Annotated in this window: 24 protein-coding genes, 3 pseudogenes and 1 riboswitch; of the genes and pseudogenes, 9 read left to right on the top strand and 18 right to left on the bottom strand. The window is 48.8% G+C overall.

Annotated features, from left to right (window positions below):
* Position 1: 1 nt before the first annotated feature.
* The 4 genes from AC3WU2_RS07365 to upp all read right to left on the bottom strand — a co-directional run bounded on the left by AC3WU2_RS07365 (position 2) and on the right by upp (position 2,670).
* The gene (locus AC3WU2_RS07365; RefSeq protein ID WP_492452765.1) at positions 2-376 is read right to left on the bottom strand and encodes an ATP synthase subunit I; all 375 of its coding nucleotides are present in this window, start codon (positions 374-376) and stop codon (positions 2-4) included.
* Positions 369-602 carry an AtpZ/AtpI family protein gene (locus AC3WU2_RS07360; protein ID WP_379344470.1) on the bottom strand — a complete coding sequence of 78 codons (234 nt, stop codon included), beginning with the start codon at positions 600-602 and terminating at the stop codon, positions 369-371. The genes AC3WU2_RS07365 and AC3WU2_RS07360 overlap by 8 nt, the downstream gene beginning before the upstream one ends.
* 201 nt (positions 603-803) lie before the next feature.
* Positions 804-1,943, bottom strand: a complete 1,140-nt coding sequence (gene wecB, locus AC3WU2_RS07355) for a non-hydrolyzing UDP-N-acetylglucosamine 2-epimerase (protein ID WP_492452762.1) — start codon at positions 1,941-1,943, stop codon at positions 804-806.
* Positions 1,944-2,040: 97 nt separating this feature from the next.
* Positions 2,041-2,670: a uracil phosphoribosyltransferase gene (gene upp, locus AC3WU2_RS07350; protein WP_018754691.1), complete on the bottom strand. Its 630-nt coding sequence runs from the start codon at positions 2,668-2,670 to the stop codon at positions 2,041-2,043.
* A 326-nt stretch (positions 2,671-2,996) separates the two neighbouring features.
* On the opposite strand from upp, the pseudogene AC3WU2_RS07345 reads away from it, so the two are divergent.
* The 6 genes and pseudogenes from AC3WU2_RS07345 to AC3WU2_RS07320 all read left to right on the top strand — a co-directional run.
* A pseudogene (locus AC3WU2_RS07345) lies at positions 2,997-4,046 on the top strand (S41 family peptidase); the annotation flags it as partial.
* A gap of 36 nt (positions 4,047-4,082) precedes the next feature.
* A complete protein-coding gene (locus tag AC3WU2_RS07340; protein WP_492453199.1) occupies positions 4,083-4,430 on the top strand; it encodes a stalk domain-containing protein in 348 nt (115 codons plus the stop codon).
* A gap of 168 nt (positions 4,431-4,598) precedes the next feature.
* Positions 4,599-5,057, top strand: a pseudogene (locus AC3WU2_RS07335) (ATP-binding cassette domain-containing protein); the annotation flags it as partial.
* A gap of 339 nt (positions 5,058-5,396) precedes the next feature.
* Positions 5,397-5,789: pseudogene (locus AC3WU2_RS07330) on the top strand (LytTR family DNA-binding domain-containing protein); the annotation flags it as partial.
* A 140-nt stretch (positions 5,790-5,929) separates the two neighbouring features.
* Positions 5,930-6,778 carry an ABC transporter ATP-binding protein gene (locus tag AC3WU2_RS07325; protein WP_492452759.1) on the top strand — a complete coding sequence of 283 codons (849 nt, stop codon included), beginning with the start codon at positions 5,930-5,932 and terminating at the stop codon, positions 6,776-6,778.
* Positions 6,775-7,485, top strand: a complete 711-nt coding sequence (locus AC3WU2_RS07320) for an ABC transporter permease (RefSeq protein WP_492452757.1) — start codon at positions 6,775-6,777, stop codon at positions 7,483-7,485. Before AC3WU2_RS07325 ends, AC3WU2_RS07320 begins: the two co-directional genes overlap by 4 nt.
* A gap of 26 nt (positions 7,486-7,511) precedes the next feature.
* On the opposite strand, the gene AC3WU2_RS07315 is transcribed toward AC3WU2_RS07320, so the two are convergent.
* From AC3WU2_RS07315 to hxlA, 10 genes are all read right to left on the bottom strand, one after another.
* Entirely contained in the window at positions 7,512-8,807 is a 1,296-nt protein-coding gene (locus AC3WU2_RS07315; RefSeq protein WP_492452755.1) for an MFS transporter, read from the bottom strand.
* 160 nt (positions 8,808-8,967) lie between these two features.
* On the bottom strand, positions 8,968-10,218 hold the full coding sequence (gene glyA / locus AC3WU2_RS07310) for a serine hydroxymethyltransferase (RefSeq protein ID WP_492452753.1): 1,251 nt from the start codon (positions 10,216-10,218) through the stop codon (positions 8,968-8,970).
* 50 nt (positions 10,219-10,268) lie between these two features.
* Positions 10,269-10,826, bottom strand: a complete 558-nt coding sequence (locus AC3WU2_RS07305; RefSeq protein ID WP_492452751.1) for a TIGR01440 family protein — start codon at positions 10,824-10,826, stop codon at positions 10,269-10,271.
* A 42-nt stretch (positions 10,827-10,868) separates the two neighbouring features.
* Positions 10,869-11,321 (bottom strand): ribose 5-phosphate isomerase B, encoded by a 453-nt coding sequence (gene rpiB / locus AC3WU2_RS07300; protein WP_018754683.1) that lies wholly within the window; start codon positions 11,319-11,321, stop codon positions 10,869-10,871.
* 151 nt (positions 11,322-11,472) lie between these two features.
* Positions 11,473-11,554, bottom strand: a riboswitch (ZMP/ZTP riboswitch).
* 52 nt (positions 11,555-11,606) lie between these two features.
* Positions 11,607-12,182 (bottom strand): low molecular weight protein arginine phosphatase, encoded by a 576-nt coding sequence (locus AC3WU2_RS07295; protein WP_492453197.1) that lies wholly within the window; start codon positions 12,180-12,182, stop codon positions 11,607-11,609.
* A gap of 55 nt (positions 12,183-12,237) precedes the next feature.
* The gene (locus AC3WU2_RS07290) at positions 12,238-12,798 is read right to left on the bottom strand and encodes a manganese efflux pump MntP (protein ID WP_018754681.1); all 561 of its coding nucleotides are present in this window, start codon (positions 12,796-12,798) and stop codon (positions 12,238-12,240) included.
* 123 nt (positions 12,799-12,921) lie between these two features.
* On the bottom strand, positions 12,922-14,121 hold the full coding sequence (locus AC3WU2_RS07285; protein WP_492452748.1) for an L-threonylcarbamoyladenylate synthase: 1,200 nt from the start codon (positions 14,119-14,121) through the stop codon (positions 12,922-12,924).
* 63 nt (positions 14,122-14,184) lie between these two features.
* A complete protein-coding gene (gene spoIIR, locus AC3WU2_RS07280) occupies positions 14,185-14,892 on the bottom strand; it encodes a stage II sporulation protein R (protein WP_492452746.1) in 708 nt (235 codons plus the stop codon).
* Between the two features lie 137 nt (positions 14,893-15,029).
* Positions 15,030-15,599, bottom strand: coding sequence for a 6-phospho-3-hexuloisomerase (gene hxlB, locus AC3WU2_RS07275; RefSeq protein WP_492452744.1), 570 nt, complete (start codon positions 15,597-15,599; stop codon positions 15,030-15,032).
* A 5-nt stretch (positions 15,600-15,604) separates the two neighbouring features.
* The gene (gene hxlA / locus AC3WU2_RS07270; RefSeq protein ID WP_018754677.1) at positions 15,605-16,237 is read right to left on the bottom strand and encodes a 3-hexulose-6-phosphate synthase; all 633 of its coding nucleotides are present in this window, start codon (positions 16,235-16,237) and stop codon (positions 15,605-15,607) included.
* A 140-nt stretch (positions 16,238-16,377) separates the two neighbouring features.
* Between hxlA and AC3WU2_RS07265 the strand changes: the two genes are divergently transcribed.
* Positions 16,378-16,734, top strand: a complete 357-nt coding sequence (locus AC3WU2_RS07265) for a winged helix-turn-helix transcriptional regulator (RefSeq protein WP_018754676.1) — start codon at positions 16,378-16,380, stop codon at positions 16,732-16,734.
* A gap of 470 nt (positions 16,735-17,204) precedes the next feature.
* Here the strand turns inward: AC3WU2_RS07265 and prmC are convergent, their stop codons facing one another.
* Both prmC and prfA read right to left on the bottom strand, forming a co-directional pair.
* Complete coding sequence (prmC, locus tag AC3WU2_RS07260; RefSeq protein ID WP_492452741.1) at positions 17,205-18,074, bottom strand: peptide chain release factor N(5)-glutamine methyltransferase; 870 nt, start codon at positions 18,072-18,074, stop codon at positions 17,205-17,207.
* Between the two features lie 51 nt (positions 18,075-18,125).
* Positions 18,126-19,196, bottom strand: coding sequence for a peptide chain release factor 1 (prfA, locus tag AC3WU2_RS07255; RefSeq protein ID WP_492452739.1), 1,071 nt, complete (start codon positions 19,194-19,196; stop codon positions 18,126-18,128).
* Between the two features lie 272 nt (positions 19,197-19,468).
* On the opposite strand from prfA, the gene AC3WU2_RS07250 reads away from it, so the two are divergent.
* Positions 19,469-20,023 carry a hypothetical protein gene (locus AC3WU2_RS07250; RefSeq protein ID WP_492452737.1) on the top strand — a complete coding sequence of 185 codons (555 nt, stop codon included), beginning with the start codon at positions 19,469-19,471 and terminating at the stop codon, positions 20,021-20,023.
* A 65-nt stretch (positions 20,024-20,088) separates the two neighbouring features.
* On the opposite strand, the gene ychF is transcribed toward AC3WU2_RS07250, so the two are convergent.
* Positions 20,089-21,189, bottom strand: coding sequence for a redox-regulated ATPase YchF (gene ychF / locus AC3WU2_RS07245; RefSeq protein WP_018754672.1), 1,101 nt, complete (start codon positions 21,187-21,189; stop codon positions 20,089-20,091).
* 156 nt (positions 21,190-21,345) lie between these two features.
* Here ychF and AC3WU2_RS07240 point away from each other — a divergent pair, with 156 nt between their 5' ends.
* Complete coding sequence (locus AC3WU2_RS07240; RefSeq protein ID WP_492452735.1) at positions 21,346-21,492, top strand: hypothetical protein; 147 nt, start codon at positions 21,346-21,348, stop codon at positions 21,490-21,492.
* Between the two features lie 83 nt (positions 21,493-21,575).
* Here the strand turns inward: AC3WU2_RS07240 and AC3WU2_RS07235 are convergent, their stop codons facing one another.
* A complete protein-coding gene (locus AC3WU2_RS07235) occupies positions 21,576-23,180 on the bottom strand; it encodes a DUF2339 domain-containing protein (protein ID WP_492452733.1) in 1,605 nt (534 codons plus the stop codon).
* Positions 23,181-23,284: the final 104 nt, after the last annotated feature.

The following is a 23,284-nucleotide window of genomic DNA, read 5'->3' as shown; positions in this document are numbered from 1 at the left end:
TCTACTTGTTTTTGCGCGTTTGCGTAAACCCAATGAACAATATAATGAATTGCGCGAATAGCAGACCTGCTACTGTTGCATAAACATTAACGCTGTCAGACTTTACAGCAACCATCACAGCCAATATGGCCATCGCCACCCGAGTCAGGAGACCGAGATTCACGCGTTTCTGTCCCTCTTCGAGTACCTTCTTGGTTACGTTTCTAATTTTATAAGCTAGAAAATAGGAGTTCACCAAGCTAACAACTCCGCCAAGCGCAAGCCCAGCTGCAATACTACGCACAGATGGAATTAAAGCCCAGCCCATCAGACAAATTGCTAAAAAAATGAAAGTCACTCGTTGGAGCGCCTTAAGGTGGATCGACAAGTCATCCATTTGTATCCTCCAACACCTTTTTGATCAGGACAATGACATTGGTCACACCGATCAGAACACCAACCAAAACCCCTGCTGCCGTACATAATGGAACGCTTCCAAGTCTTTCTCCAAGCCATTTTCCAGCGAAATATCCCGCTAGTGTACATACGGCGAGATCTAGTCCTAGCAAGGTTACAAGCCCCATTGCTCGCCACGGTGTTCCGCCATTTTTCGACGTTGTCATCTACCAATCAATCCTTAGAATCCCAGTTTATTTTACTTAAAAAAAATGGGAATTGTCAATTCATTTATATGTTAAAAGTGTTTGAACGAAGCCCTAGAAACGTTGATATTATAGGGTTTTTGATTCACCAAAACCGTACAGTATCACTGTATGCTGTATTCGCGCGCGATTTGTTCGCAAATATTACAACTTTATGAACTTTTATTGGAACTGCTCAGGGCGCTCCGTTGTTCTGCCAAAATGATACAAAATCGCCTGAACAATGCGTTCTGAGGCTTTTCCATCGCCGTACGGATTGACCGCTCCGCTCATTCGGTCATACGTAGCCGTGTCCGTCAGCAACGTACGTGTACGTTGATAGACATGCTCTTCATCTGTGCCTACAAGCTCTAATGTCCCTGCCTCAATCCCTTCCGGGCGCTCCGTTGTGTCTCGCAGAACTAGTACCGGAACTCCAAAGGACGGTGCTTCTTCCTGCAAGCCTCCCGAATCGGTCAGAATCAAGTGCGTATGTGGATAAAAGTTATGTAAATCTACGACATCAAGCGGCTCAATTAATTGAATGCGCGGATGATTGCCCAAGATTTCATAAGCCGGCTCTTTTACCGCTGGACTTAGATGCACAGGATAGACGATCGCCACATCTTCGAACTCATCAGCGATGCGTTTGACAGCGCGGAAAATATTCCGATGCGGCTCGCCTTGCGACTCGCGGCGGTGTGCCGTCATCAAAATCAATCTTTTCCCCTTCGCCCACTCGAGTACGGGATGGGTGTAATCTTGCTGTACAGTATATTGAAACACGTCTGTTACCGTATTGCCTGTGACAAATACCATGGACTCTGATTTATTTTCATTATACAAGTTATTAGCAGAGATCTTTGTTGGAGAAAAATGTAAATCAGCAATTACACCCGTTAACTGGCGATTCATCTCTTCCGGATATGGCGACATCTTATTCCACGTGCGAAGCCCTGCTTCCACATGTCCAACTTTAATCTGCTGCATGAATGCCGCATAGCTTGCCAGAAACGTCGTTAGCGTATCGCCGTGAACAAGAATAATGTCCGGTTTGGCTTCTTGAAGCACAGGCTCCAGTCCTTGCAAGACACGAATCGTAATCTCGTTAAGCGTCTGGCGATCCTTCATCACATCCAAGTCAAAATTTGGATGGATATTGAACACTTCCAATACTTGGTCAAGCATCTGACGATGCTGTGCCGTCACGCAGACGATCGATTCGATTTGGTCCGGATGTTTCTCCAGCTCAAGAATGAGCGGAGCCATTTTGATCGCTTCTGGCCGTACGCCAAACACCGTCATGACTTTAATTTTCTCCATGTGTTACACCTCGCCTCATAGTCTTACCTTATAATACGTGTTCAAAAAGTCGGCTTTTCATCACATCAAAAGATGACTTTTTGAACAAGCTCTAACTCTACTTCGTTCCGAACAAGCGGTCTCCTGCATCCCCAAGACCAGGCACGATATAACCATGATCATTCAAATGATCATCGAGTGCCGCAAGATAGATATCCACGTCCGGATGCGCATCTTGAACAGCTTTTACACCTTCTGGCGCTGCAATCAGACACATCAATTTGATTTGTGTACAGTTACGTTTCTTCAATACATCAATCGCTGCAATCGCGGACCCGCCTGTTGCGAGCATCGGATCAATGACGATCAACTCACGCTCTTCTGCATCCGTTGGCAGTTTCACATAATACTCGACAGGCATTAATGTCTCTGGATCGCGGAATAAGCCGACATGCCCTACCTTTGCTTTCGGTACGAGCTTCAATACGCCGTCTACCATCCCAAGGCCTGCACGCAGAATCGGAATGAGTCCAAGCGGACGTCCAGCGATGACTTTGGTCTCCGTCGATGTCACAGGTGTCTCTACCGTAATCGTCTCGAGCGGAAGGTCGCGTGTAATCTCGTACGCCATTAACATCGCAACTTCGTCGACTAGCTCACGGAAGTCCTTTGTCGTTGTTTTTACATCTCGAATAAAAGTCAGTTTGTGTTGAATTAAAGGGTGATCGCAAATTACTAATTTAGCCATTTTTCTTCCTCCTGATTGTCAATTGCTCTCGTCTGCAGATTCTTCGATGATTGCAGCAACATAACCTTCGATATTATACCATTCTAGGCTTTACACTGCACGCAATACCTGCTGATCTTTGTCATGTTATGTATTTTTTAAGAGAAATTTTGACAACTTCCCAATAAGCATAATACTATTTGTTCGCATTGCAAGGAAACCTTATTCATCATATTGCCAACCTTCCCCGCATCTTTTTCTAAATTGACACCCCTTCTCCGTTGGTGATATAAGTGAAAGCATAGCTATTTTCATTCAAAGAATTGAAGAAAGGATTGAACTGCGCAATGTCCCGAATCAACCGTATTTTTATAACGATGGCATTATCTCTATCCCTACTCACGGCAGCAACAATCCTTCCTGAACGCACTTATGCCGAATCTACTTCGAATTCAACGGCGATCCTGAATGAAGTCTTGCAATATATCGACGCTTACAATATTACCGATGCACAAAAGGAAGAACTTGTCCAAAAAGCGTTAAAAGGCATGGTCTCTGGGCTGAACGATCCCTACTCGCAATACTTTACCCCTGAAGAGAGTAAGGCGTTCCAGAATCAACTCAACCTTCAATATGAAGGAATCGGCATCGAGACGCGCTTTGAAGATGGAAAAGCCGCCATTATGCGTGTATTCAAGGGATCTCCTGCCGAGAAAGCAGGCATTCAGAAAGGCGATATCCTAACCCAAGTAGATGGCAAGGCGATTACTGACAGCTCCCTTGTGCAAAAATACATCCTTGGCAAAGCCGGTACTTCGGTAACCGTTACGATCAAACGCAGCGGTAAGCTGATGGATTTCAATATCAAGCGTGAGGCAATCCATATACCTGCGGTTGCAAGCGCTCTGCTGCCGGGTCACATCGGTTATATTCAGATTTCGAGCTTCACAAGCGAGGCCGACGAAGAGTTCGCCGAACACCTCTCCAAGCTGCAGCAGCGCGGCATGAAGTCCCTTATTGTCGACTTACGCAACAATCCAGGCGGGTATGTCGAGTCTGCCCAGCATATTGCAGAACATTTCATCGAGAAAGGCATCTTGATGTATACGAAAGATAACACTGGCAAGCTGCAGCCTACAGAAATTCAGAACGGCTCAAGTCTTCCTATGCCTGTCGCAATTCTCGTGAACAAAAATTCTGCCAGCGCATCTGAAATTCTATCCGGCGCTTTGCATGACCATGGCATTGCAACCTTAGTCGGCACAACCACCTTTGGTAAGGGGCGGATCCAGTCCGTCATCCCATTGTCCGATGGGGGGCTGCTCAAGCTGACAACCCAGCAGTATGTAACTCCGAACATGACGGACTTCAATGGAAAAGGACTCAAGCCAGATATCATGCGAACGGGTGACAACGCACAGTTATTAACAGCGATGAAGGTCGTCAATAACGGCAAACTCACCGTTACGATCAAGAATAATCAACTTGTGGCGTTCGAGGATCTCACACTTGAACCGATTCCTGTTATTCAAAAAGGAAACAAGGTCTACCTCCCATCACGCATTGTCGCGGCGCTCATGAATGCAGAGCCAAAGTGGGATAAAGCCAATCAGACACTCACGCTTCAAAAATCTGATTCCAAATTGACGTTTACCGCAGCTTCCCAATCGGTGTGGAGCGAGAAAAATGAGACCTACCTGGAACTCGGTGCCATCCAGTCGAAATTCCCTGCCTTCCAATGGAACTATAAGGACGGTACATTAACGCTGCAGATCGGATAAACAGAGCATAACCGAATATAGGATTGAAAAGGATAGGCCGACTAATGCGCCTGTCCTTTTTGAGTTTCCTAAGAAATGAATGATTTACATCCTTTTCCTTTTCGTTCCTCTATTCTTCCGCTATCATTAGATTGCACTTATTTCGAATGAGATAGAGAGGTCCTCAGCATGACAATCAAATCTTTTCATATCCAACAATTAAGCAAAATGTCAGGCAACAACACCATTATCCCTACTATGGACTTGGTCTTGGAAGTCGGGCAATGTGCTGCGATACAATGCAATCCCGATATTGGATTTCAACTCATCGAGTTATTACTTGGCCTAACACCCGTTTCCAACGGAAGCGCGCGATGGAATGGCGTCGAACTCCATCTTGTCCATCGGAAGACACCGGAGCAGATTGGCGTGTGCTTGCGTCATGATGGTGTCTACGAACGACTGAAAGTGCATCAATATTTGCATTTCTTCTGCCAATTGTACGGTGTAGATGCGAGCTCCATCGATGATATCATCCGCCGAATCGGCTTATGGGACAAGAAGGAGCTGCCTTGCGGCAAGCTGACGTTCTCTGAGCAACGACGCCTTCATCTCGGCCGCAGCATCATTCATCGCCCTGAACTGCTTATTCTAGAAGAATTAGAGCAGAACATTGACCTCGAGAGCTGTATTATCGTCCGTCAGGTGATCGCACATCTTCAAGAACAGGGCACGGCGATCTTCATGACAACTTCATCAATGGAAGATGCCCTTTCGATCACGAGCGAGGTCTATTCCCTGAAAGGCCAGCAATTCAAGAAAATCGAGCTTGAGGGCGCTAATGAACCCGAGCCATCAAGCCAATCCGTTGCGGCCGTGACGGAGGAGACGCCATTAGAACAGACAGCAATCATTAAACAAGCGAATATAGCTTCCAACATACCGATCGCAGAAGAATCGTCTGCACCTGCTGGAGAGCCCGATGAAGAGCACGGTGAAGTCCGGGCAGCTCCTAGCGAATCACCTGTGCAGAACTACCCGATGCGAATCGAGAAAATTCCTGCCAAGGTGAATGACAAGATCATCTTATTCGATCCGACGGAAATTCTGTTCATCGAGAGCAATGAGGGAGTCTCTCAGCTCCATGTGAATGAAGGCGTATTTGCCTGTACCATTAAACTTGGCGATTTGGAGGAGAAACTGAAGCTATTCGGCTTCTTCCGCTGTCACCGTTCCTACATTGTGAACCTCCAACATGTGCGTGAAGTGATCACGTGGACGCGGAACAGCTACAGTCTTATTTTGGATGATAAATCGAAGTCTTCCATTCCGTTATCGAAGGGGAAATTCGATGAATTACGTGTGCTAATTGGCATTTAAATGTGATTCATTCAGGTCCCAAATTGCAGGTTTCAACCCCTCGTATACTCTTTTCACCCCATATATAATGCGGGTTCTCGGGTTTTTCTCTACTATTGGGGATGTAAGCAAGAGACCTAAGCGAAAAGAGGAATTAAGCGATGGAGAATATCATTGAAGTCAAACAATTAATGAAATCATTCGGCAGCAAAACAGCACTCAAACATATTGAATTTAACGTACGCAAGGGTGAAATTTTCGGGTTCCTCGGTCCAAGCGGATCGGGTAAAACAACTACCATTAAAATACTTACTTCGCAACTCACACTCTCGGCTGGCGAGGTTCATGTATTCGGGAAAGACGTCACTCGAACCAAAGATTTCTCTCATTTAAATCGAATCGGCATCTTAACCGATAATAGCGGATTATACGAACGACTCAGCGTGTACGACAACCTCGAGCTGTTCTGCAAACTATATGATGTGCCCCTGAAGCGCATTGATGAAGTCTTGGGCGAGGTAAACCTGCTTCAAGATAAGAAAGCCCTCGTGAAGCAACTCTCGAAAGGGATGCGTCAGCGGGTCACGCTCGCTAGAGCACTGCTCCACAAGCCGGATCTATTATTTTTGGATGAACCGACATCTGCGCTGGACCCCAAAAATACGATGCATATCCATGAGAGCTTGCGCAAGTTGAACGAAGCAGGTACGACAATTTTCTTAACGACACATGATATGTCGGAAGCCGAGCAGCTCTGCGACCGCATTGCCTTTATCCACGAAGGTGAAATTTCGGCACTCGATACGCCGCAGAACTTACGTCTGATGTACAGCGATCACAGCATTACCGTCGTCACAGAACACAACGGAAAAGAAATTATCATTCAAGATGCAGCAGGCATCGCGAAAATTAATGAATACATGATGAATAGCCAATTACAATCCATTCATTCGAACGAACCAACATTAGGAGATATATTCGTTAAACTTACGGGAGGGAACTTACAATGACATTTTCAATGAGAAGATTTCAAGCGATTGTTCAAAAAGAATGGAAAGATGCGATTAAAAATCCGCAAGTCTTATTAATGGCTGCGATGCCAATCATGTTCACTTTCATGTTCCAGAGAATGGGGATGGAAGCCGGTATTCTATTAAGCATGCCGATTCTATTCGTCCTGTCGATGACGGCAGCCTTCGTCCAAGCCAGCATGGTGTCCGAGGAAAAAGAGAAACATACGCTTCGCGTCCTGATGCTGTCCCCAGCGTCTGCCATTGAAATCTTATTCGGCAAAAGCTTCATCACAATGCTCATCTCGATCGTGGTCGTTGCCATTAGCGTGGTCGTCGTAGGCCCTACGTTAACGATGGACTATCTCTGGTTAGTTCTTATGTTCCTCTTAGCCCTTATCATGTTCATCGCGATTGGTACCATTATCGGTCTCATTTCACGTACGGTACAAGAGACGTCAATCTCTGGCTTACCGGTCCTATTGATCTTCATGGTCGGACCGATGTTCGCACCCATGTTAAAAAATGAGTTCTTGGAAACCATCGTATCTTACTTACCAACAGATCATCTGATCCACGCCTTAACGGAAATCACGAAGGGAAATGGATTCAGCGCTATTCAAGGCGACTTCCTGAACATCTTGATCTGGACCGCCCTATCGATCCCAGCCTGCCTGATCATCTACCAGAAACGTAGATTTGACTAATACGATATGCACGAAGCGAAGGGCTCTTAATCCGCGAAGGATTCAGAGCCCTTGTTGTGTTGATTGCGATTCGACGATGTGGGAATAGGAATCAGCCATCGAAGACTGATCGCTAAGACAATGACAGCAGCGCACCAGTAGATCGAAGCCGTCCCCGTGGCTGCATCCAAGGTGTAGGCAAGCGTTGGCCCAATCGAGGCTCCTAGATCCGTCGTTACGGTATAGGCTGTCATGATGGCCACTTTCGACGGTTGCGAGGCTGAGACCTCGGTCGCAAACGAATCTACGACGGTGGTGACGGCACTAATGACCAGCTGCAGGCCGAGCAGCAAGACGATCCAGAGGCCAAACGGCATTGGCAACGGAATCATGGCAAGCAGACACGCCGACGCGAGCAGTACAGCAGCAACGACGCGATGCGGACGTGATGCGCGGTCAAAGCCTCTGCCAATCAGGGGCGCCAGCCACGGCTGCCAGCTCGAACGAATGGCTTGCAAGATACCTGTAAGCGAAGCTGCTCCAATCGTAAAGATTCCAATCGTCACGAACGTGGATTCATGCACTTGAATGAGTCGACTTAACGTGGCATTGAACATTCCTTGGAAGACAAGCGCTGTCGCTAGACCCGTGACGAGCATCCATAACACGGTTGGTACTCTCCATGGGCTCATTCTCGACGCACCCTTCGATAGATCCGTGTGGATCTCAATTCGTGAGTCTGAGATATGACGAATGACATAAGGAATACTCAGCAGGGCAATCGCGCCAAAAATGAGCGATACAGCTCGCATACCGAATAGATCGACTGCAAAGGAACCCACCAACATGCCGACAAGACCGCCAATACCCGAAATTCCATTATATGTACCAATATATTGCCCCCGATTCCCAGAATCGGAGAGCTGCATCACCGTCAGGTATCCTCCGAGACGCAAGAAGCTCCAAGCAATGCCCCATAATATCCGCATCAAGAGAAGCACCCAGAAGCTTCCGACTATGCCATAAGAGGCTGTCGTAATCGCGGCGAGACTAACGGCAAGCAATACCCCCGTACGAGTAGAGATGGAACGGTACAACCAGCCAATCAACGGATTAAGCGGCAGCCGAATCAATCGATTCGCAGAGAGTAGAATACCGACCTCCCATAACGAGGACAAGCCGATTTCCTTCCAATGGATGGGGAGCACAACGTAGAGCATCGAATCCCCTAATAAGCAAATCGCAGTAATCCATGCAAGCGCTTGTATTCTTCGTTGGTTCTCCAACCGCTTCACCCGTCTTCCTGTTTTTGACAGCATAGCGAAAGGGTTGTGACGTGTCAATAAATTTCATCCCCACAAAAATCCCCCACAAAGTGGGGCCACTGCTTCGATGCTTATTCAGGTACTTTGCGGGACCCCGTATCTTAAGTGCTATCATGTTAATAAATCAAAAAACCGACCCCTATCAGTGAGGAGTCGGTCTTCAATCTACTTTTTAAGATTAGTATTTCAGGTTCGGGTAGAGCGGATATTGTGCTGTCAAATCACGTACCATACCGCGTGCTTTCTCGAGAACCGCTTCGTCTTTCGGGTTCTTAAGCGTCATCGCAATGACTTTCGCAATGGTCTTCATCGCTGCTTGATCCATACCACGGGAAGTGGCCGCTGGTGTACCGATACGAATACCACTTGTTACGAATGGGCTCGTTGGATCAAATGGAATCGCATTTTTGTTCACAGTAATGTTCACGGAGTCTAGCACATGCTCTGCATCTTTACCTGTGATGTTCAAGTTGCGTGTATCAATCAGCATCAAGTGGTTATCCGTTCCGCCGGATACCAAGTTCAAGCCTTCTTCTACCAATCCGGCAGCTAGCGCTTGTGCGTTGTTAACCACGTTCTGTGCGTAAGTCTTGAAGGATGGCTGCAATGCTTCACCAAGCGCAACAGCTTTCGAAGCAATCACGTGCATAAGTGGTCCGCCTTGCGAACCTGGGAATACCGCTTTATCAATCGCTTGTGCCCATGATTTGCGGCAAAGAATCATACCACCGCGAGGTCCGCGCAATGTTTTGTGCGTCGTTGTTGTTACGAAATGTGCATGAGGCACTGGGCTAGGATGCAATCCTGCAGCCACTAGACCTGCAATATGCGCCATATCGACGAAGAACAATGCGCCTACATCATTCGCAATCGCTGCGATTTTCTCAAAATCAATAATGCGTGGGTATGCACTTGCACCTGCTACGATCATGCGAGGCTTGTGTTTGAATGCTGCTTTGCGCAGATCATCATAATCGATGCGGAAATCTTCTTCGGATACGCCATAAGCAACGAAGTTATAGAGTATTCCGGATGCATTGACCGGACTACCATGCGTTAAGTGACCGCCATGGGCAAGGTTCATACCGAGAACCGTGTCACCAGGTTTCAATGCCGCTAGGTAAACTGCCATGTTCGCTTGTGCACCGGAGTGAGGCTGCACGTTGGCATGTTCAGCACCGAACAATTCTTTGGCACGGTCTCTAGCGATATCTTCCACGATGTCGACATGTTCACAACCGCCATAATAACGTTTGCCTGGGTAGCCTTCTGCATATTTATTCGTAAGAACGGTTCCCATCGCTTCCATAACCGCTTCGCTCACGATGTTCTCTGATGCGATCAACTCAATGTTGTTGCGCTGGCGTTGAAGCTCCAAGTCCATTGCTTTCAATACTTCAGGATCTGCCTGTCTCAAATGATCTACCATTTCCAATTCCTCCTCATGATTAGCGGAGCAAGGCTCCAATATATTGAGTGCTAATTGCACGTATAAACTGCTCGTTCGCCACCGATTAGCTTCGGCCTCGTTCTAGCCATCGTCACGCGTGCCTGCCCCACCTGCTTAATCGATGGACGTACAGGAACAGCAACGTGGCGTAAATGCATACCAATGAGCGTCTCCCCAATGTCTATCCCCGCATGCGCTTCGATGGTCTCCACGAGACATGGCTCCGTAAGATGACGATACGCATATGACGCCATCGATCCGCCGGCTTTCGCAATTGGTACTGCAGACACCTCATCGAGTCGATAGTATTCTGCCGCTGCGCGTTCGACGACAAGCGCTCGATTCAAATGCTCACAGCATTGAAAGGCGAGATAGAAGCCGATTTCACTGCGAACTTTCTCAAGACCCGCATACAATTCGGCCGCTATCGCCTCGGCACCGCTGGTCCCGATACGCTGACCTACGACTTCGCTGGTGCTCGTGCCGATCACGACGATCTGACCTGCTCGAATCGATGCCGCCTCGACAAGCTCACGTAGGATCTGCTCGACTTGCTGCTGAATAGATTCTTGTTCTTGTTGATTCATCGTAACCGTCTCCTTTCACTTCTTCCACTGAAAAAGAGTCTTCTAGGAGCGATATTGCTGCTCGATTTGATTCACTTTGTTCACACGGTTCACGTGACGCGGCCCTTCGCTAAACGGTGTATCCAGCCATACTTTCACGATTTCCTCTGCAATGCCTGGACCAATCACGCGTTCACCCATTGCCAGTACATTCGTATTGTTATGTTCACGCGTTGCTTTTGCGGAGAAAAGATCATGCACCAATGCACAACGGATACCTGGAACTTTATTCGCTGCGATGCTCATGCCAATTCCTGTCCCACAGACAAGAATTCCACGATCAGCTTGCCCCTTCACTACTTGCTCACATACAGCAATCGCATAATCCGGATAATCAACTGAATCCGTACAATTGCAACCGAGATCTTCCACATCATGTCCTAATGAACGTATAACTTGAATTAGCCCGTCTTTGAGAAGCGTTCCTGCGTGGTCTGCGCCAATAGCGATTTTCATAGTCGTTCCTCCTGCTACCCCATCGTAATCGTATTCCATAACAATATGTGTTCAAAAAACCGGATGACTTTTTGAACAACCTCTTATAGTATACCTAATTTTTGGGGAAAAAACGAAAAAAAGAGCATGACGCGTCGCATCCACGTCTTTGCTCTTTTGCCCAGGCGACCGGCCGTATGTTCCGATGCTCCACCGTGGTAATATCCACTTCGTCGCCAGTTACATCGGATCTGTCTCGATAGGATCATCATATCTCAAACGATCATGAAAATCAATGGGGCATTTTCAGCCTTGTGCACGCTTCAGCAGCTTCAATAATGCGCTATGAATTTCGGCCAAGCAATGACGATATTCTCCCAGAGAACCGCCATACGGATCACTTATATCAAAGCTGGGAATGCGCTGTTGCAGCGCAATGATGGCTGCTCGGTCCGAATCCGGAATCGGCTCACCTAAGGCATGCTTCATCTGCCAGTCAGCAATGCGCTCTTCAAGCGTAATCAAATCTGCAATGACTTGCTCGTCCATTTCCACATATTCCTTGAGCGTATAAGTATGCTCAATCGAGCCAGGGAACTGTTGAACAACGTGCTGCTTATGTCCGCTCGTCATCGTCAGAATCAGATCTGCCCATTCGACTTCCCAACCGGTGAGTGGCGTAGATGAGGAACCCGCAGCATCAATCTGATGGTCTTGCAGCGCCGTAACCGCATTTCTCGAGATGGACGCGCCCTGCGACGCTGCAACACCCGCCGAACGAACTTCGATATCCAGATTTGCATCCTTCGCAAGCTTGCGCAGCAGCGCTTCTGCCATCGGACTCCGGCATGTGTTCCCGGTGCACACGAATAAGATGTTCATCACACGCTCATCTCCTTTTTGCTTGCTAGATTAAATTCGTCTCATCGAATTCAAATTATAAAATAAATAATACGCCAAATGTAAATAAAATAACACCGCCAAACGCCTCGCCATATTCGCTTAGACGATGACTAACTTGGCTGCCAAGCATAAGCCCCAGGATCGACATAATCCCGCCGCACAGTCCAAAGGATAAAATCGTCAGCCATAAGTTAATAGGGAACATGCCTAAGGATACACCTACGGAGAAGGAATCGATACTCACGGAGAGGGAAAATAAAACAATCGCCCAACTGCTGCGATAATTAATGGATTGAACGGCATCTCCCCGCAGGGAGCTATATATCATATGTCCACCGAGCAATAGCAGCAGCCCGCCTGCAGCGAGCGTCGCAACATTACCGAGCAGCGCCCCCAAATACCGCCCCATGTACAACCCAGCTAGCGGCATCAAGATATGAAAGATCGCAACAACAGCCCCGATCTTAATAATCTCTCGCACGCGAATCCCTTTCATACCGATACCCAGTCCGAGCGAGAAGGCATCAAACCCTAACGCAACGGCCATGACCAGTATGGTGATTAGCTCGCCCCAAATTGCTATGCCCGTTTCCATCTACGTTCCTCCATTGTCCATATGATCTTGTACAACCATATGCGGACAGGGCCGGAAAGATACATTGAAATTGTGGGACAAGGGAGAAACAACGCAGTAGAACAGGGGATGAGTAACCGAAATTTAGAGCTGGATGATTCGGTGACCTGCAGCCTTCACGAGCCGGTTCATGACCGCAAGGCCAATCCCGTCTTCAGGACAAGCTTCGGCGAGAATGAACGTGACGCCCTGCTCGTCGAATTCACGCAGCGCGGCATAGAGTCGCTGCGCGGCATGCTCCAACGCATGCAAGCTGCCACAGGAGACGACGACATCCGCGCGATACGCGGCGATATGCTCGTCGAAGGCAAGTACCCCGCTGCGTTCCCCGCGCTGCGATGCAGCATCGAGCTCGGCTTGAATCCAAGCCGAGACTTGTCCTGGCGCTTCGCCCTTGACGATGCGCATGGTCCCGCGCGGCGCATAGTGCGCGTATTTCATCCCCGGCGAACGTGGGGTATGGCTTGCGTCGTCGTCCGCAGGAGCGGCCTGCTCCGCTGTGCCTTGCGCTAAGGCGCTGTCGCCAGCATGGCGACTCGCGCCCGTAATCTGCTCCGTCGATGCCGCGATGGCATCGCTTGGCGCGATGTCGGACGTACGCGTGAGCGCCGGGTCGATCGTGACCTCGGCCGCGACCTCGCGCAGCGCCTCGACCGTGATGCCGCCCGGGCGCAGCACGTTGACCCGGTCGCCGACGAGCTCGACGACCGTCGACTCGACGCCGACGCCTGTCGGCCCGCCATCGACGATGCCGTCGATGCGGCCCGCGAGGTCTTCGCGCACGTGCGCGGCGAGCGTCGGGCTTGGGCGCCCCGAGCGATTCGCGCTTGGCGCCGCGACGGGGCAGCCTGCACGCGCGATCAACGCGAGAGCGACATCATGCGCCGGCATGCGCACGCCAACCGTCGATAACCCCGCAGTTACGCGGGGGGAGATGATGCCTGGACGTACAGGCAATACGATCGTGAGGGGTCCGGGCCAGAAACGGTCCATCAATAGACGTGCCGTCGCATTGTATGGCAAGACGAGCGTGTCTAGATCAGCAATATCTGCGATGTGTACAATGAGCGGATTGTCCGATGGTCTTCCTTTGGCGGCAAAAATCTGTTCGACCGCACTTGTACTTCGCGCATCTGCACCAAGCCCATATACCGTCTCCGTCGGAAAAGCGACCGTCCCGCCCGATGCGAGAATCTGCGCCGCTTCTTCCAGTGCCTCGGTTGAGGCCTCAAGATCTCGAACTTCCCAATATGTTGTGTTGCGTATCATTTCATTTGCTTGCATGTGCGCTCAGTTCCTTACTAATAAGTTAACCTTTATTATATCACAATTTGACAATCATCCGTTCTAGCTGAACAACCCCGCGATAAAGTCGAATATTTTGACAATCCAATCCCATAGGAAGAAGCGGACTTCCGCCTCTCCGCCACCATCCGCTGAAGCAGCCGATGTCGAACCTCCGTCAGCCACGAGCGGCGCACCTTCCGTATCCGCAGCTTGGGCAACAGCCTCTCCTGTCCCTGCATCGATGAAGCAAAGTGGAGGGAACAACACGCACCACCAGTTCTGACCTTCCCCTTTACCCAGTGTAATGCGTAGAGCCTCATAATCCCCAGCAGGATAGACTTGATCCCCGTACATCTTCGTCGGAAAAGGCACCACGCCGAGTTCAACCTTATACCCGTAATCCTGCTCGCGAGCCGTTAACTCCTTGCCCACCAATTTCTCAATATCGGACAGGTGCTCCTTGATCTTCGCACGTGCTTGCTTCAAACTCTGTGGATCCTCTAATGTTGCCACCCAAGTGTTCACTTGATCTACGACTTTATCGCGAATCTCGCGCTTAACCTTTTGATCGAACGCCGAATCCGAATTCGCAAGAATGCGCAGCCGGATGGATTCTTTCGGAATTTCTTGCGTTGCCCCTACCTCTGTTGAAGCCGCCGATACGACAGCTGCCGAACCTACCAGATTTAAGAACCAACCTAATAGAATAAGAATAATCATGATCGAATAAGTGCTTTTTTTCTTAAGAATCTGAATAAGATTTGCCATGTGATGAAGCCTCCCCGCTCTATCCTTTGGTATTTCTCAGTATGTCCAGAACAGAGGGGGATAAACCTATCAACCTAGCATTCTATGAAAAAAATGTATCCATGCAAAAAAGGGACGCAAAACCGCGTCCCTTTTCCCTATTCCAAATTGGCATGTCGCCCGAGCATCGCCGTATTATCAACTTCTCCGATGCCCATCAGCTGCAGGATGATCGCATCAAATATAATCAGCAGCGACTGTTCGAACAAAGCCCCCATCGGCTGAATGGTCGCACGCGCCAGAGAGGTATTCTCCTTAGAAGCAGCCGGTATTTGAACGATGGTATGTGCAAGCTCGCCAATGGTTGATCCCGGGTGAATCGTGATGGCCGCAACAGATGCGCCAATAGCTCTCGCCTTCTCCGCCATCGCAACGAGACTCTTCGTCTCCCCCGAACCTGAACCAATAATAAGCAGCCCATTCTCCCCGAGGCCCGGTGTCACCGTCTCCCCGACAACATAAGTGTTGAATCCGAGATGCATGAGCCGCATCGCGAAGGCACGCATCATCAATCCCGACCGACCTGCCCCCGCAACCAAGATCCGATCCGCACGAACAATCTGAGCGATCAAGGCGTTCACGGATGCTTCATCCACCGCTTGAACGGTGCGCGAGAGCTCTTCTAGAATCCCTATTGCATAGCTCTGCATCGTTGTCTGCATCGACATCGGCGTTACCCTTGCTGAATCAATTGACGCATTTCGGCAGCCACTGATTTCTTATCCGCATGGCTTGTGATCCCGCCGCCAACGATAACGAGGTCCGGGTTTGCTTGAATCACTTCTGGCAAGGTATCGAGCTTGATGCCGCCTGCGATAGCCGTTTTAGCTTGTTTGACAACGCGTTTGATGGCATTCAATTCCTCGAATGAGTTTTTGCCTTCCGCCTGGTGGTCGTAACCGGAGTGCACGCAGATGTAGTCTACGCCCATCGCGTCGATCTCTTGTGCACGTGTCTCCATGTCTTTGACATTGATCATGTCGACCATCACTTTACGGTTCTGTTTCTTCGCTTCAGCCACAGCGCCTTTAATTGTCGAGTCATCAGATACGCCAAGTACCGTAATAATGTCCGCACCCGCTTCAGATGCCTTCATCACTTCGTAGCCTCCTGCATCCATGACCTTGAGGTCAGCCAATACTTTCAGGTTCGGGAACTGTTCTTTCATCGCTTTTACCGCGTGAAGACCTTCGTTAATGACGACGGGTGTACCAATTTCTACGATATCGATAAATGCTTCAACCTCACGTACCACTTCGATTGCTTCAGGAATGTTCACGAGATCTAGCGCTAATTGTAATTCCATAATGTTATATACCTCCATAATATCCATGATTGTTTCTTTGGGAAACTAGGTATATTCTAGAGTCAGACCGATCAAAAAGGAAGTACGCACTTTGAAGTGGTGTAGTTACTTGAAGGATACTAATGGAGGAGGGAACCGCCTTGGCAACGGAACTTAAAGAACGAATCAATCTCAAGGAAATTAACTGTGAGAAGGAGCTTACCTTAGCAGTCATCGGCGGCAAATGGAAGCTCATCATCCTCTGGCATATGGGACTAGATGGCACTTTGCGCTTCAGCGAGCTCAAGAAACGCATCCCCTCGATTACGCAAAAAATGCTGACCAATCAGCTTCGTGAACTGGAGGAAGATCAACTCGTCACACGCAAAGTGTACGCCGAGGTTCCGCCGCGTGTGGAATATTCGCTCACAGCCTACGGTGAGAGCTTGATGCCGATTCTACAGATGATGTACAAGTGGGGCAAGGAGTATGGCGAAGAAGTGGTGTGGAAGGACTGAGGCGGTGAACTGCTCTACCCTGTGCTCTTGAAGATCTTCATCTGAAGGCCATGGGGATGCAGCGTCCTGAGCGGCGTGGCCTATGTTGGATATATGCAGGATAGAGCACCAGATAAGTGCCTATTACGCACCTATTTTGGATATTTGCAGGATACGTAGGCTAATTCCTACGATATACCTTGAAATTCAACAGCTACAGTGCAATTTTCCAACATAGGCACCGTATTGAGGAAAATTGTACGGAAATTAGTGCAACAATCCAGTATAGAGCTTGCGTGACGGACATCGTGTGAAGCTAGACAAGACGATACGCCCCCCACATAGTGCTGAATATTGTTTATTAAAAAGAAAGACCTCTTGCCCCACATCACAGTGGAGTTTGAGGTCCTTTCGCTTGAATTCGGGGCATTCCCACGCCATACGAACAATGTGGGACAGCCCCTTTTTCTTATATACCGTTCATAACACGCTTATGCCTGCTCACGCACCGCGATCACATGCCGCTCAATGCCCGCGTAATCAGACACGATGTACACCGTGTCCCAGTGCCCCGCCGCCTCCATCCAGGCGGCGACCTCACGAGCTTGGCCTTGCCCAAGCTCGAAGCCTACGACGCGCGGCACTGCTGCCAGCAGCGGCAGCTGCGCGAGCATACGGCGGTACGGATCGAGTCCGTCCGTACCGCCGTCCAATGCGGTGCGCGGCTCGAAGTCGCGCACCTCGGGTTGCAACCCCGCGATCGTCTCCGCGGGGATGTAAGGCGGATTGGACACCAGGATGTCCAATCTCATGCCCGCCAGCGGCGCCAGCAGGTCGCCGCTGTGCCATGCGATGCGCGCCGCTGCGCCGTGGCGCGCTGCATTGCGCTGCGCTACAGCCAGCGCAGCGCCCGAGATGTCCGATGCGTTAACCTGCCACATCGGACACTGTACCGCCAGCGTCACCGCGATCGCTCCGCTCCCGGTGCCGATGTCGCAGACCGTCGGTGCGCCGTCAGGCCAGAGACGGCGCACCTCCTTCACGATTGCCTCGACGAGCAGTTCCGTCTCCGGCCGCGGAATCAATACATCGGGGGTTACCTCAAAAGGAAGCCCATAGAACTCCTGCTCCCCTATGATATATTGTGCAGGCTCACCGGCCGCTTTGCGCGCCAGCACCATTTGCCATGCCGCCGTATGTTCCACCGGGAACGGCTCCGTCATTCGCATGAAGAACTCTGCACGGCCTAAGCCAAGCACGTGGCAGAGCAAGAGCTCCGCATTATGCGACGGTTCCATCACTTGATGCTGTGCTAAAAAAGAAGAAGCCTCTAACAAGGCTTCGCGAATTGTACCATTCATCTATATCCACGCTCTTTTCTCTACGAAAGATCTTACTCTCGAACGGGGCTGTTACGCGTTGACTTTCTCCATCATTTCAGCCTGCTCGGCAAGCGTCAACGATGAAATAATCTCATTCATATCACCGTTCATGATCGCATCCAGCTTGTGCAATGTTAGGCCAATACGGTGATCCGTCACACGGCTCTGCGGATAATTGTACGTACGGATACGCTCACTACGGTCGCCCGTTCCGACTTTGCTCTTCCGCTCGCCTGCATATTTTGCCTCTTCTTCTTGACGCATCACGTCGAAGATCCGAGCGCGCAATACTTGCAATGCTTTATCCTTATTGGAGTTCTGCGATTTCCCATCCTGACATGTTGCCACGATCCCTGTTGGAATATGCGTTACACGAACGGCCGATTTCGTCGTATTAACGGACTGACCTCCCGCACCACTCGAACAGAACGTATCTACGCGAATATCTTTATCGTGAATTTCAATATCGAGATCTTCAACTTCCGGTAGCACAGCGACCGTTGAAGTCGATGTATGAATACGTCCGCCCGATTCCGTTGCCGGAATACGCTGTACGCGGTGTGCGCCACTCTCGTATTTCAGACGGCTGTAAGCACCTTTACCATTGATCATAAAGATAACCTCTTTGTAGCCGCCAAGGTCGTTCATGTTCACATCCATCAATTCAACACGCCAGCCTTGTGCATCTGCATAACGCGTGTACATCCGATATAAATCCGCAGCGAATAACGCTGCTTCATCGCCGCCTGCCGCACCGCGGATCTCGACGATAACGTTCTTATCATCATTCGGATCTTTTGGCAGCAAGAGAATGTGAATACGCTCCTCCAGCTCCTTCTGACGAGAACTAAGCTCATCAATCTCCATTTTAACCATTTCTTTCATCTCATCGTCGAGCTTCTCAGCTTGCATCATTTTCGCCGCGTCGAGCTCTTCCATGACGGTCTTATATTCTGTGTACGCTTCATACGTCTCTTGCAGATCGGACTGCTCTTTCGAATATTCACGCAGCTTCTTCGAATCGTTCGTCACATCTGGATCACACAATAACTCACTCAATTTATCATAACGATCTGCTAACGATTGCAATTTATCGATCATGATGGAATCACCTCAATTATTGATTATTTTCTACATATGCTATCTATTTGAACGGTCTCCAGCATATTGTCTAGCTACACCGGAATCACCTGACTCTCTCACATTTTACGTACCGGACCCAAAGTCCTTAACCATTATAACCAGAAACCATCGAAAAACCTAGTCATCTCTTGCAAAATTCGTCAATTATCCAATCCAGCATAAATTCAAGCGGAAAATTGCCATACTACGTGTTATGATAGTCACCAGAATAAAAGGAGGACTTACGTTCAATGAAACCATCGAAGAACGGTCCTTTCCGTATTGCGCTCGCCCTAATCATCTTGATTCTCCTGACTAGCTGTCAACCTGAACCAAATAAGGAAGAGACCAAAGAACCGGAAAAACCGAGTGAGCAGGAACACCTCATGTACGACCAACCCCCGAAGCCGATTAAGTATACAGGTAATGTATTTCATAGTGAACAATGTCAGTTCAAATTTAATTTACCTACCAAATGGAAAAATAATTTCATTGCGATCGAGCGTAGAGGAAAAGCAATTCCAACAGCGGAATGGGAGACGGTATTCGTCTTCTCACCGGGCGGTAAGTTCACCCAAAAAGAAGCGCCTTTATTAACCATCACACGCCTTTCTCGCAAAGCTTATCAGAAGCTGCGTGCCGAAGATGGGCCGATCCCAGGGACGGTGCTGAAAAGTAACGAATCCTACGTCTGGTTGGGGATATTACCGCAGTCCAATCCCTATGATCCGAATAGCCCCGAAGGTCAGAAATTCCAATCCCTCTCCATCGACTACCTGATCTTACGCAGCTACTTCGTCCCTTGAGGCGTCCCCAAATAGTGAGGAGGCTGAGGGCATCTGCCCCCAGCCTTAGAAAAGGTATACAAGTTCTATACGTTGAACCGGAAATGCATAACATCGCCGTCTTTAACAACATACTCTTTACCTTCGAGACGAAGCTGTCCGCGTTCTTTCGCAACGTTCATCGAGCCTGCTGCGACGAGATCATCATAGGAAACAACCTCTGCACGGATGAAGCCGCGTTCGAAGTCACTATGAATGACACCTGCCGCTTGTGGTGCTTTCATCCCTTTACGAATCGTCCAAGCACGAACTTCCTGTACTCCCGCTGTAAAATACGTATACAACCCGAGTAGACGGTAAGCCGCTTTGATCAGACGGTTCAAACCAGATTCCTCAAGACCTAATTCTTCGAGGAACATCGCTTTGTCTTCGCCTTCAAGTTCTGCAATCTCCGCCTCTACTTTGGCGCTGATCGGTACGACTTCTGCATTCTCGGCCGCTGCGAATTCCTTTACTTTGATAACATATTCATTGTCGTCAGCACTTGTGACGCCATCTTCACTCACATTTGCCGCATATAGAACAGGCTTCATCGTAAGCAAGTGAAGGTCACGAATCACCAATTTCTCATCATCCGTTAATTCCACGCTGCGGGCAGGCATGTCTGCATAGAGTGCTTCTTTTACCTTCTCCAGCACTTCCACTTCGGCTGCGTACTGCTTGTTACCGCCCTTCATATTCTTCTTGGAACGCTCGATACGCTTCTCAACGCTCTCAAGATCCGCAAGCACGAGCTCCAAGTTGATCGTCTGAATGTCGCTGATTGGATCGACTTTACCGTCGACATGCGTGATGTTCTCATCTACGAAGCAGCGCACCACATGTACGATCGCATCGACTTCACGGATATGTGCAAGGAACTTATTCCCAAGTCCTTCCCCTTTGCTCGCACCGCGCACGATACCAGCGATATCGATAAATTCGAATGCTGTAGGTACCGTCTTATTCGGTGTAACCAACTCTGTCAATTTATCTAGGCGCTCATCCGGTACTTCAACGACACCCACGTTCGGATCAATCGTACAGAATGGATAGTTCGCTGATTCCGCACCTGCTTGTGTAATTGCATTAAACAAAGTCGATTTACCTACGTTCGGCAAACCAACGATTCCCGCTTTCAATGCCATATCTATTCGCAACTCCTTCAAGGTTCATCTAATCATTATAACATATTCGTCTAAAATATCTTTATCATTATAACCACAAACACATAAAAAGCCTAGTCATTGGCTAGACTTTAACTGTATCGTCTTAACTATCTCATAACCGGGGTGAAGCGCACAATGGAAAATAAAACACACAAGGGCAATTATACCGGTACCACGAACATGAAAGCCAAAAATCAAGACATGGCCTTCGTCAATGATACGATTGAAGGAGCCAAGTCGGTCACACCTTTCAACACAGGCAAGAAGATTAAAACGGATTAACCCTGTTCAGCTAGTCCTGCATTCAAAAAACAAAGTGCCCGCGTCTTAAGTGACCTTGGCACTTTGTTTTTTGGCGTATGAATTTATAGATCATCTTCCCAATTCAATTCTTCTGGTTGTGGCTGAGCAGGCGTTGTTGGCACTTGCGGAGGGTTCCACTTGGAATTAATGTAGGAGATCAAGAAACAGATTCCCCCAAGCACAAGGAACACGACCACTTTGTAAATCGTCGCTTGTTCAGCAAGGTCGATAATCATCGTTTTTGCAGCGACAAGCAAGAGCACAGCCGTACCGAAAATCCGGAAGAACCATTGATTGCTGTACGCTCCCCAGAGGAACAAGAGTAAGGAGTAGAGCGCCCATGAGATCGATAATGTTAATCCCACACCCCGAAATTCATACACTTCGAATAACGTCTGAACTTGAACCGTTAGCAAGCCCCCTACAATAAAATGGCTCATAAGGGACAATACCGTCGACATCATTTTTTGTCCCCACGAACTTAACCCCTTCACATCCAAATGAAGCGACATATAGAAGCCGAATAAAGCAAGCAGCATCCATGCAACTGCTCCCCAGTTCAGAAAAGGGATGAATACACCGAACCACTCCCCGCGCGGCGTACTCCACGTGACAACGTACCAATAGAGACCAATGGAAGCCCAGATCGTCACGCTCGCGTATTTAAGCCCCTCTATCGCACACCATTTCGCAGTAACCAGTACAGTTGCGGCAATGAAGACCCAAAGATAGACGCTAATCAGCGGTTTATATTCCCATCCTTTGCCGAATTGCGATGTTGCAATAATGACAAGCAGCAATCCGCCAAAAAGCTTCGTCATGACCGGCATACTCCATGTTTTTACAAGACGTTGTACAATGATAGCGGCAATGATGTATAGAACGCCCATGAAGAACAACGGTACTGCAAAAGATACGAATTGAGTTAGAAGCCCTAGCGACCACATACCAAAGATGACTGCGTTCGCAATACCCAAATACACATGCAATCCGTCGAATTTCATCTGCGCTTTATAAGAAGCGTAGAACATCGCAATGATATAGAAGCTGTACGCTGCAAGAGCATATAAGAACGGTTTGCTCCAGAACATATCAACATGCGGACGGAACAAGATAAAATACACCGCATAGAGCAACCAAGTGCCAATAAAGCTAACTAACCGAAGCTCGAACCACTTCTTCATGACGCTGATATACCAGAATGCCGAGTTAATAACGAGCAGATAGAGGAATAACGAGAATACTTGATCCGTCACCGGCTGCATGACAATAGGTGACAAAATCGCTCCGACCAGCCCAATGGACATCAAGAGTCGAGAGTTGAACCGAACTGCGTAGGTACATGTACCAACGGTGATTGCGAGCATGGATAACAAGACAACCATCGAGTCCCACAGACTATAGTAGACACCCGCGAAGGAGCAGGTCATATAGAGCAGTGCGACACCGAGTCCCGTAAACACCTCACTGATGACCGTGTTAGAACGCAAGGCCCCACGAAGACCTGCCACGACCAGTCCACACCCCGCCAGAATACCTACGCCAATCTTCGTCGAATCATGAATGAAGTCGAGATCAATGGAATATTTGAGCAATGTGATTAATGCAATGAATATGAATATTGCGCCGAGCAATGTCGGCCAGTTCCGCTCTATTCGATGAATCATCCGTTACCCTCTCCTCACTTGGAACTTTATGACCTGGTCATAATTCCATTGTAGCTTGGAATCCGATAACGAATAGTACCATCTTCTTATAGTACCTTCACCAC

This window comes from Paenibacillus sp. EB106-05-06-XG162 (assembly GCF_058791655.1).
Note: the sequence above shows the minus strand (reverse complement) of the source record. Positions and strands in the feature narration are given on the sequence as shown.

Coding starts and splice junctions, on each gene's coding strand:
- AC3WU2_RS07365 (WP_492452765.1), bottom strand. CDS start 376: ATGGATGACTTGTCGATCCACCTTAAGGCGCTCCAACGAGTGACTTTC.
- AC3WU2_RS07360 (WP_379344470.1), bottom strand. CDS start 602: ATGACAACGTCGAAAAATGGCGGAACACCGTGGCGAGCAATGGGGCTT.
- wecB (WP_492452762.1), bottom strand. CDS start 1,943: ATGGAGAAAATTAAAGTCATGACGGTGTTTGGCGTACGGCCAGAAGCG.
- upp (WP_018754691.1), bottom strand. CDS start 2,670: ATGGCTAAATTAGTAATTTGCGATCACCCTTTAATTCAACACAAACTG.
- AC3WU2_RS07340 (WP_492453199.1), top strand. CDS start 4,083: ATGAAGGTCGTCAATAACGGCAAACTCACCGTTACGATCAAGAATAAT.
- AC3WU2_RS07325 (WP_492452759.1), top strand. CDS start 5,930: ATGGAGAATATCATTGAAGTCAAACAATTAATGAAATCATTCGGCAGC.
- AC3WU2_RS07320 (WP_492452757.1), top strand. CDS start 6,775: ATGACATTTTCAATGAGAAGATTTCAAGCGATTGTTCAAAAAGAATGG.
- glyA (WP_492452753.1), bottom strand. CDS start 10,218: ATGGTAGATCATTTGAGACAGGCAGATCCTGAAGTATTGAAAGCAATG.
- AC3WU2_RS07305 (WP_492452751.1), bottom strand. CDS start 10,826: ATGAATCAACAAGAACAAGAATCTATTCAGCAGCAAGTCGAGCAGATC.
- rpiB (WP_018754683.1), bottom strand. CDS start 11,321: ATGAAAATCGCTATTGGCGCAGACCACGCAGGAACGCTTCTCAAAGAC.
- AC3WU2_RS07295 (WP_492453197.1), bottom strand. CDS start 12,182: ATGAACATCTTATTCGTGTGCACCGGGAACACATGCCGGAGTCCGATG.
- AC3WU2_RS07290 (WP_018754681.1), bottom strand. CDS start 12,798: ATGGAAACGGGCATAGCAATTTGGGGCGAGCTAATCACCATACTGGTC.
- AC3WU2_RS07285 (WP_492452748.1), bottom strand. CDS start 14,121: ATGCAAGCAAATGAAATGATACGCAACACAACATATTGGGAAGTTCGA.
- spoIIR (WP_492452746.1), bottom strand. CDS start 14,892: ATGGCAAATCTTATTCAGATTCTTAAGAAAAAAAGCACTTATTCGATC.
- hxlB (WP_492452744.1), bottom strand. CDS start 15,599: ATGTCGATGCAGACAACGATGCAGAGCTATGCAATAGGGATTCTAGAA.
- hxlA (WP_018754677.1), bottom strand. CDS start 16,237: ATGGAATTACAATTAGCGCTAGATCTCGTGAACATTCCTGAAGCAATC.
- prmC (WP_492452741.1), bottom strand. CDS start 18,074: ATGAATGGTACAATTCGCGAAGCCTTGTTAGAGGCTTCTTCTTTTTTA.
- prfA (WP_492452739.1), bottom strand. CDS start 19,196: ATGATCGATAAATTGCAATCGTTAGCAGATCGTTATGATAAATTGAGT.
- AC3WU2_RS07250 (WP_492452737.1), top strand. CDS start 19,469: ATGAAACCATCGAAGAACGGTCCTTTCCGTATTGCGCTCGCCCTAATC.
- ychF (WP_018754672.1), bottom strand. CDS start 21,189: ATGGCATTGAAAGCGGGAATCGTTGGTTTGCCGAACGTAGGTAAATCG.
- AC3WU2_RS07240 (WP_492452735.1), top strand. CDS start 21,346: ATGGAAAATAAAACACACAAGGGCAATTATACCGGTACCACGAACATG.
- AC3WU2_RS07235 (WP_492452733.1), bottom strand. CDS start 23,180: ATGATTCATCGAATAGAGCGGAACTGGCCGACATTGCTCGGCGCAATA.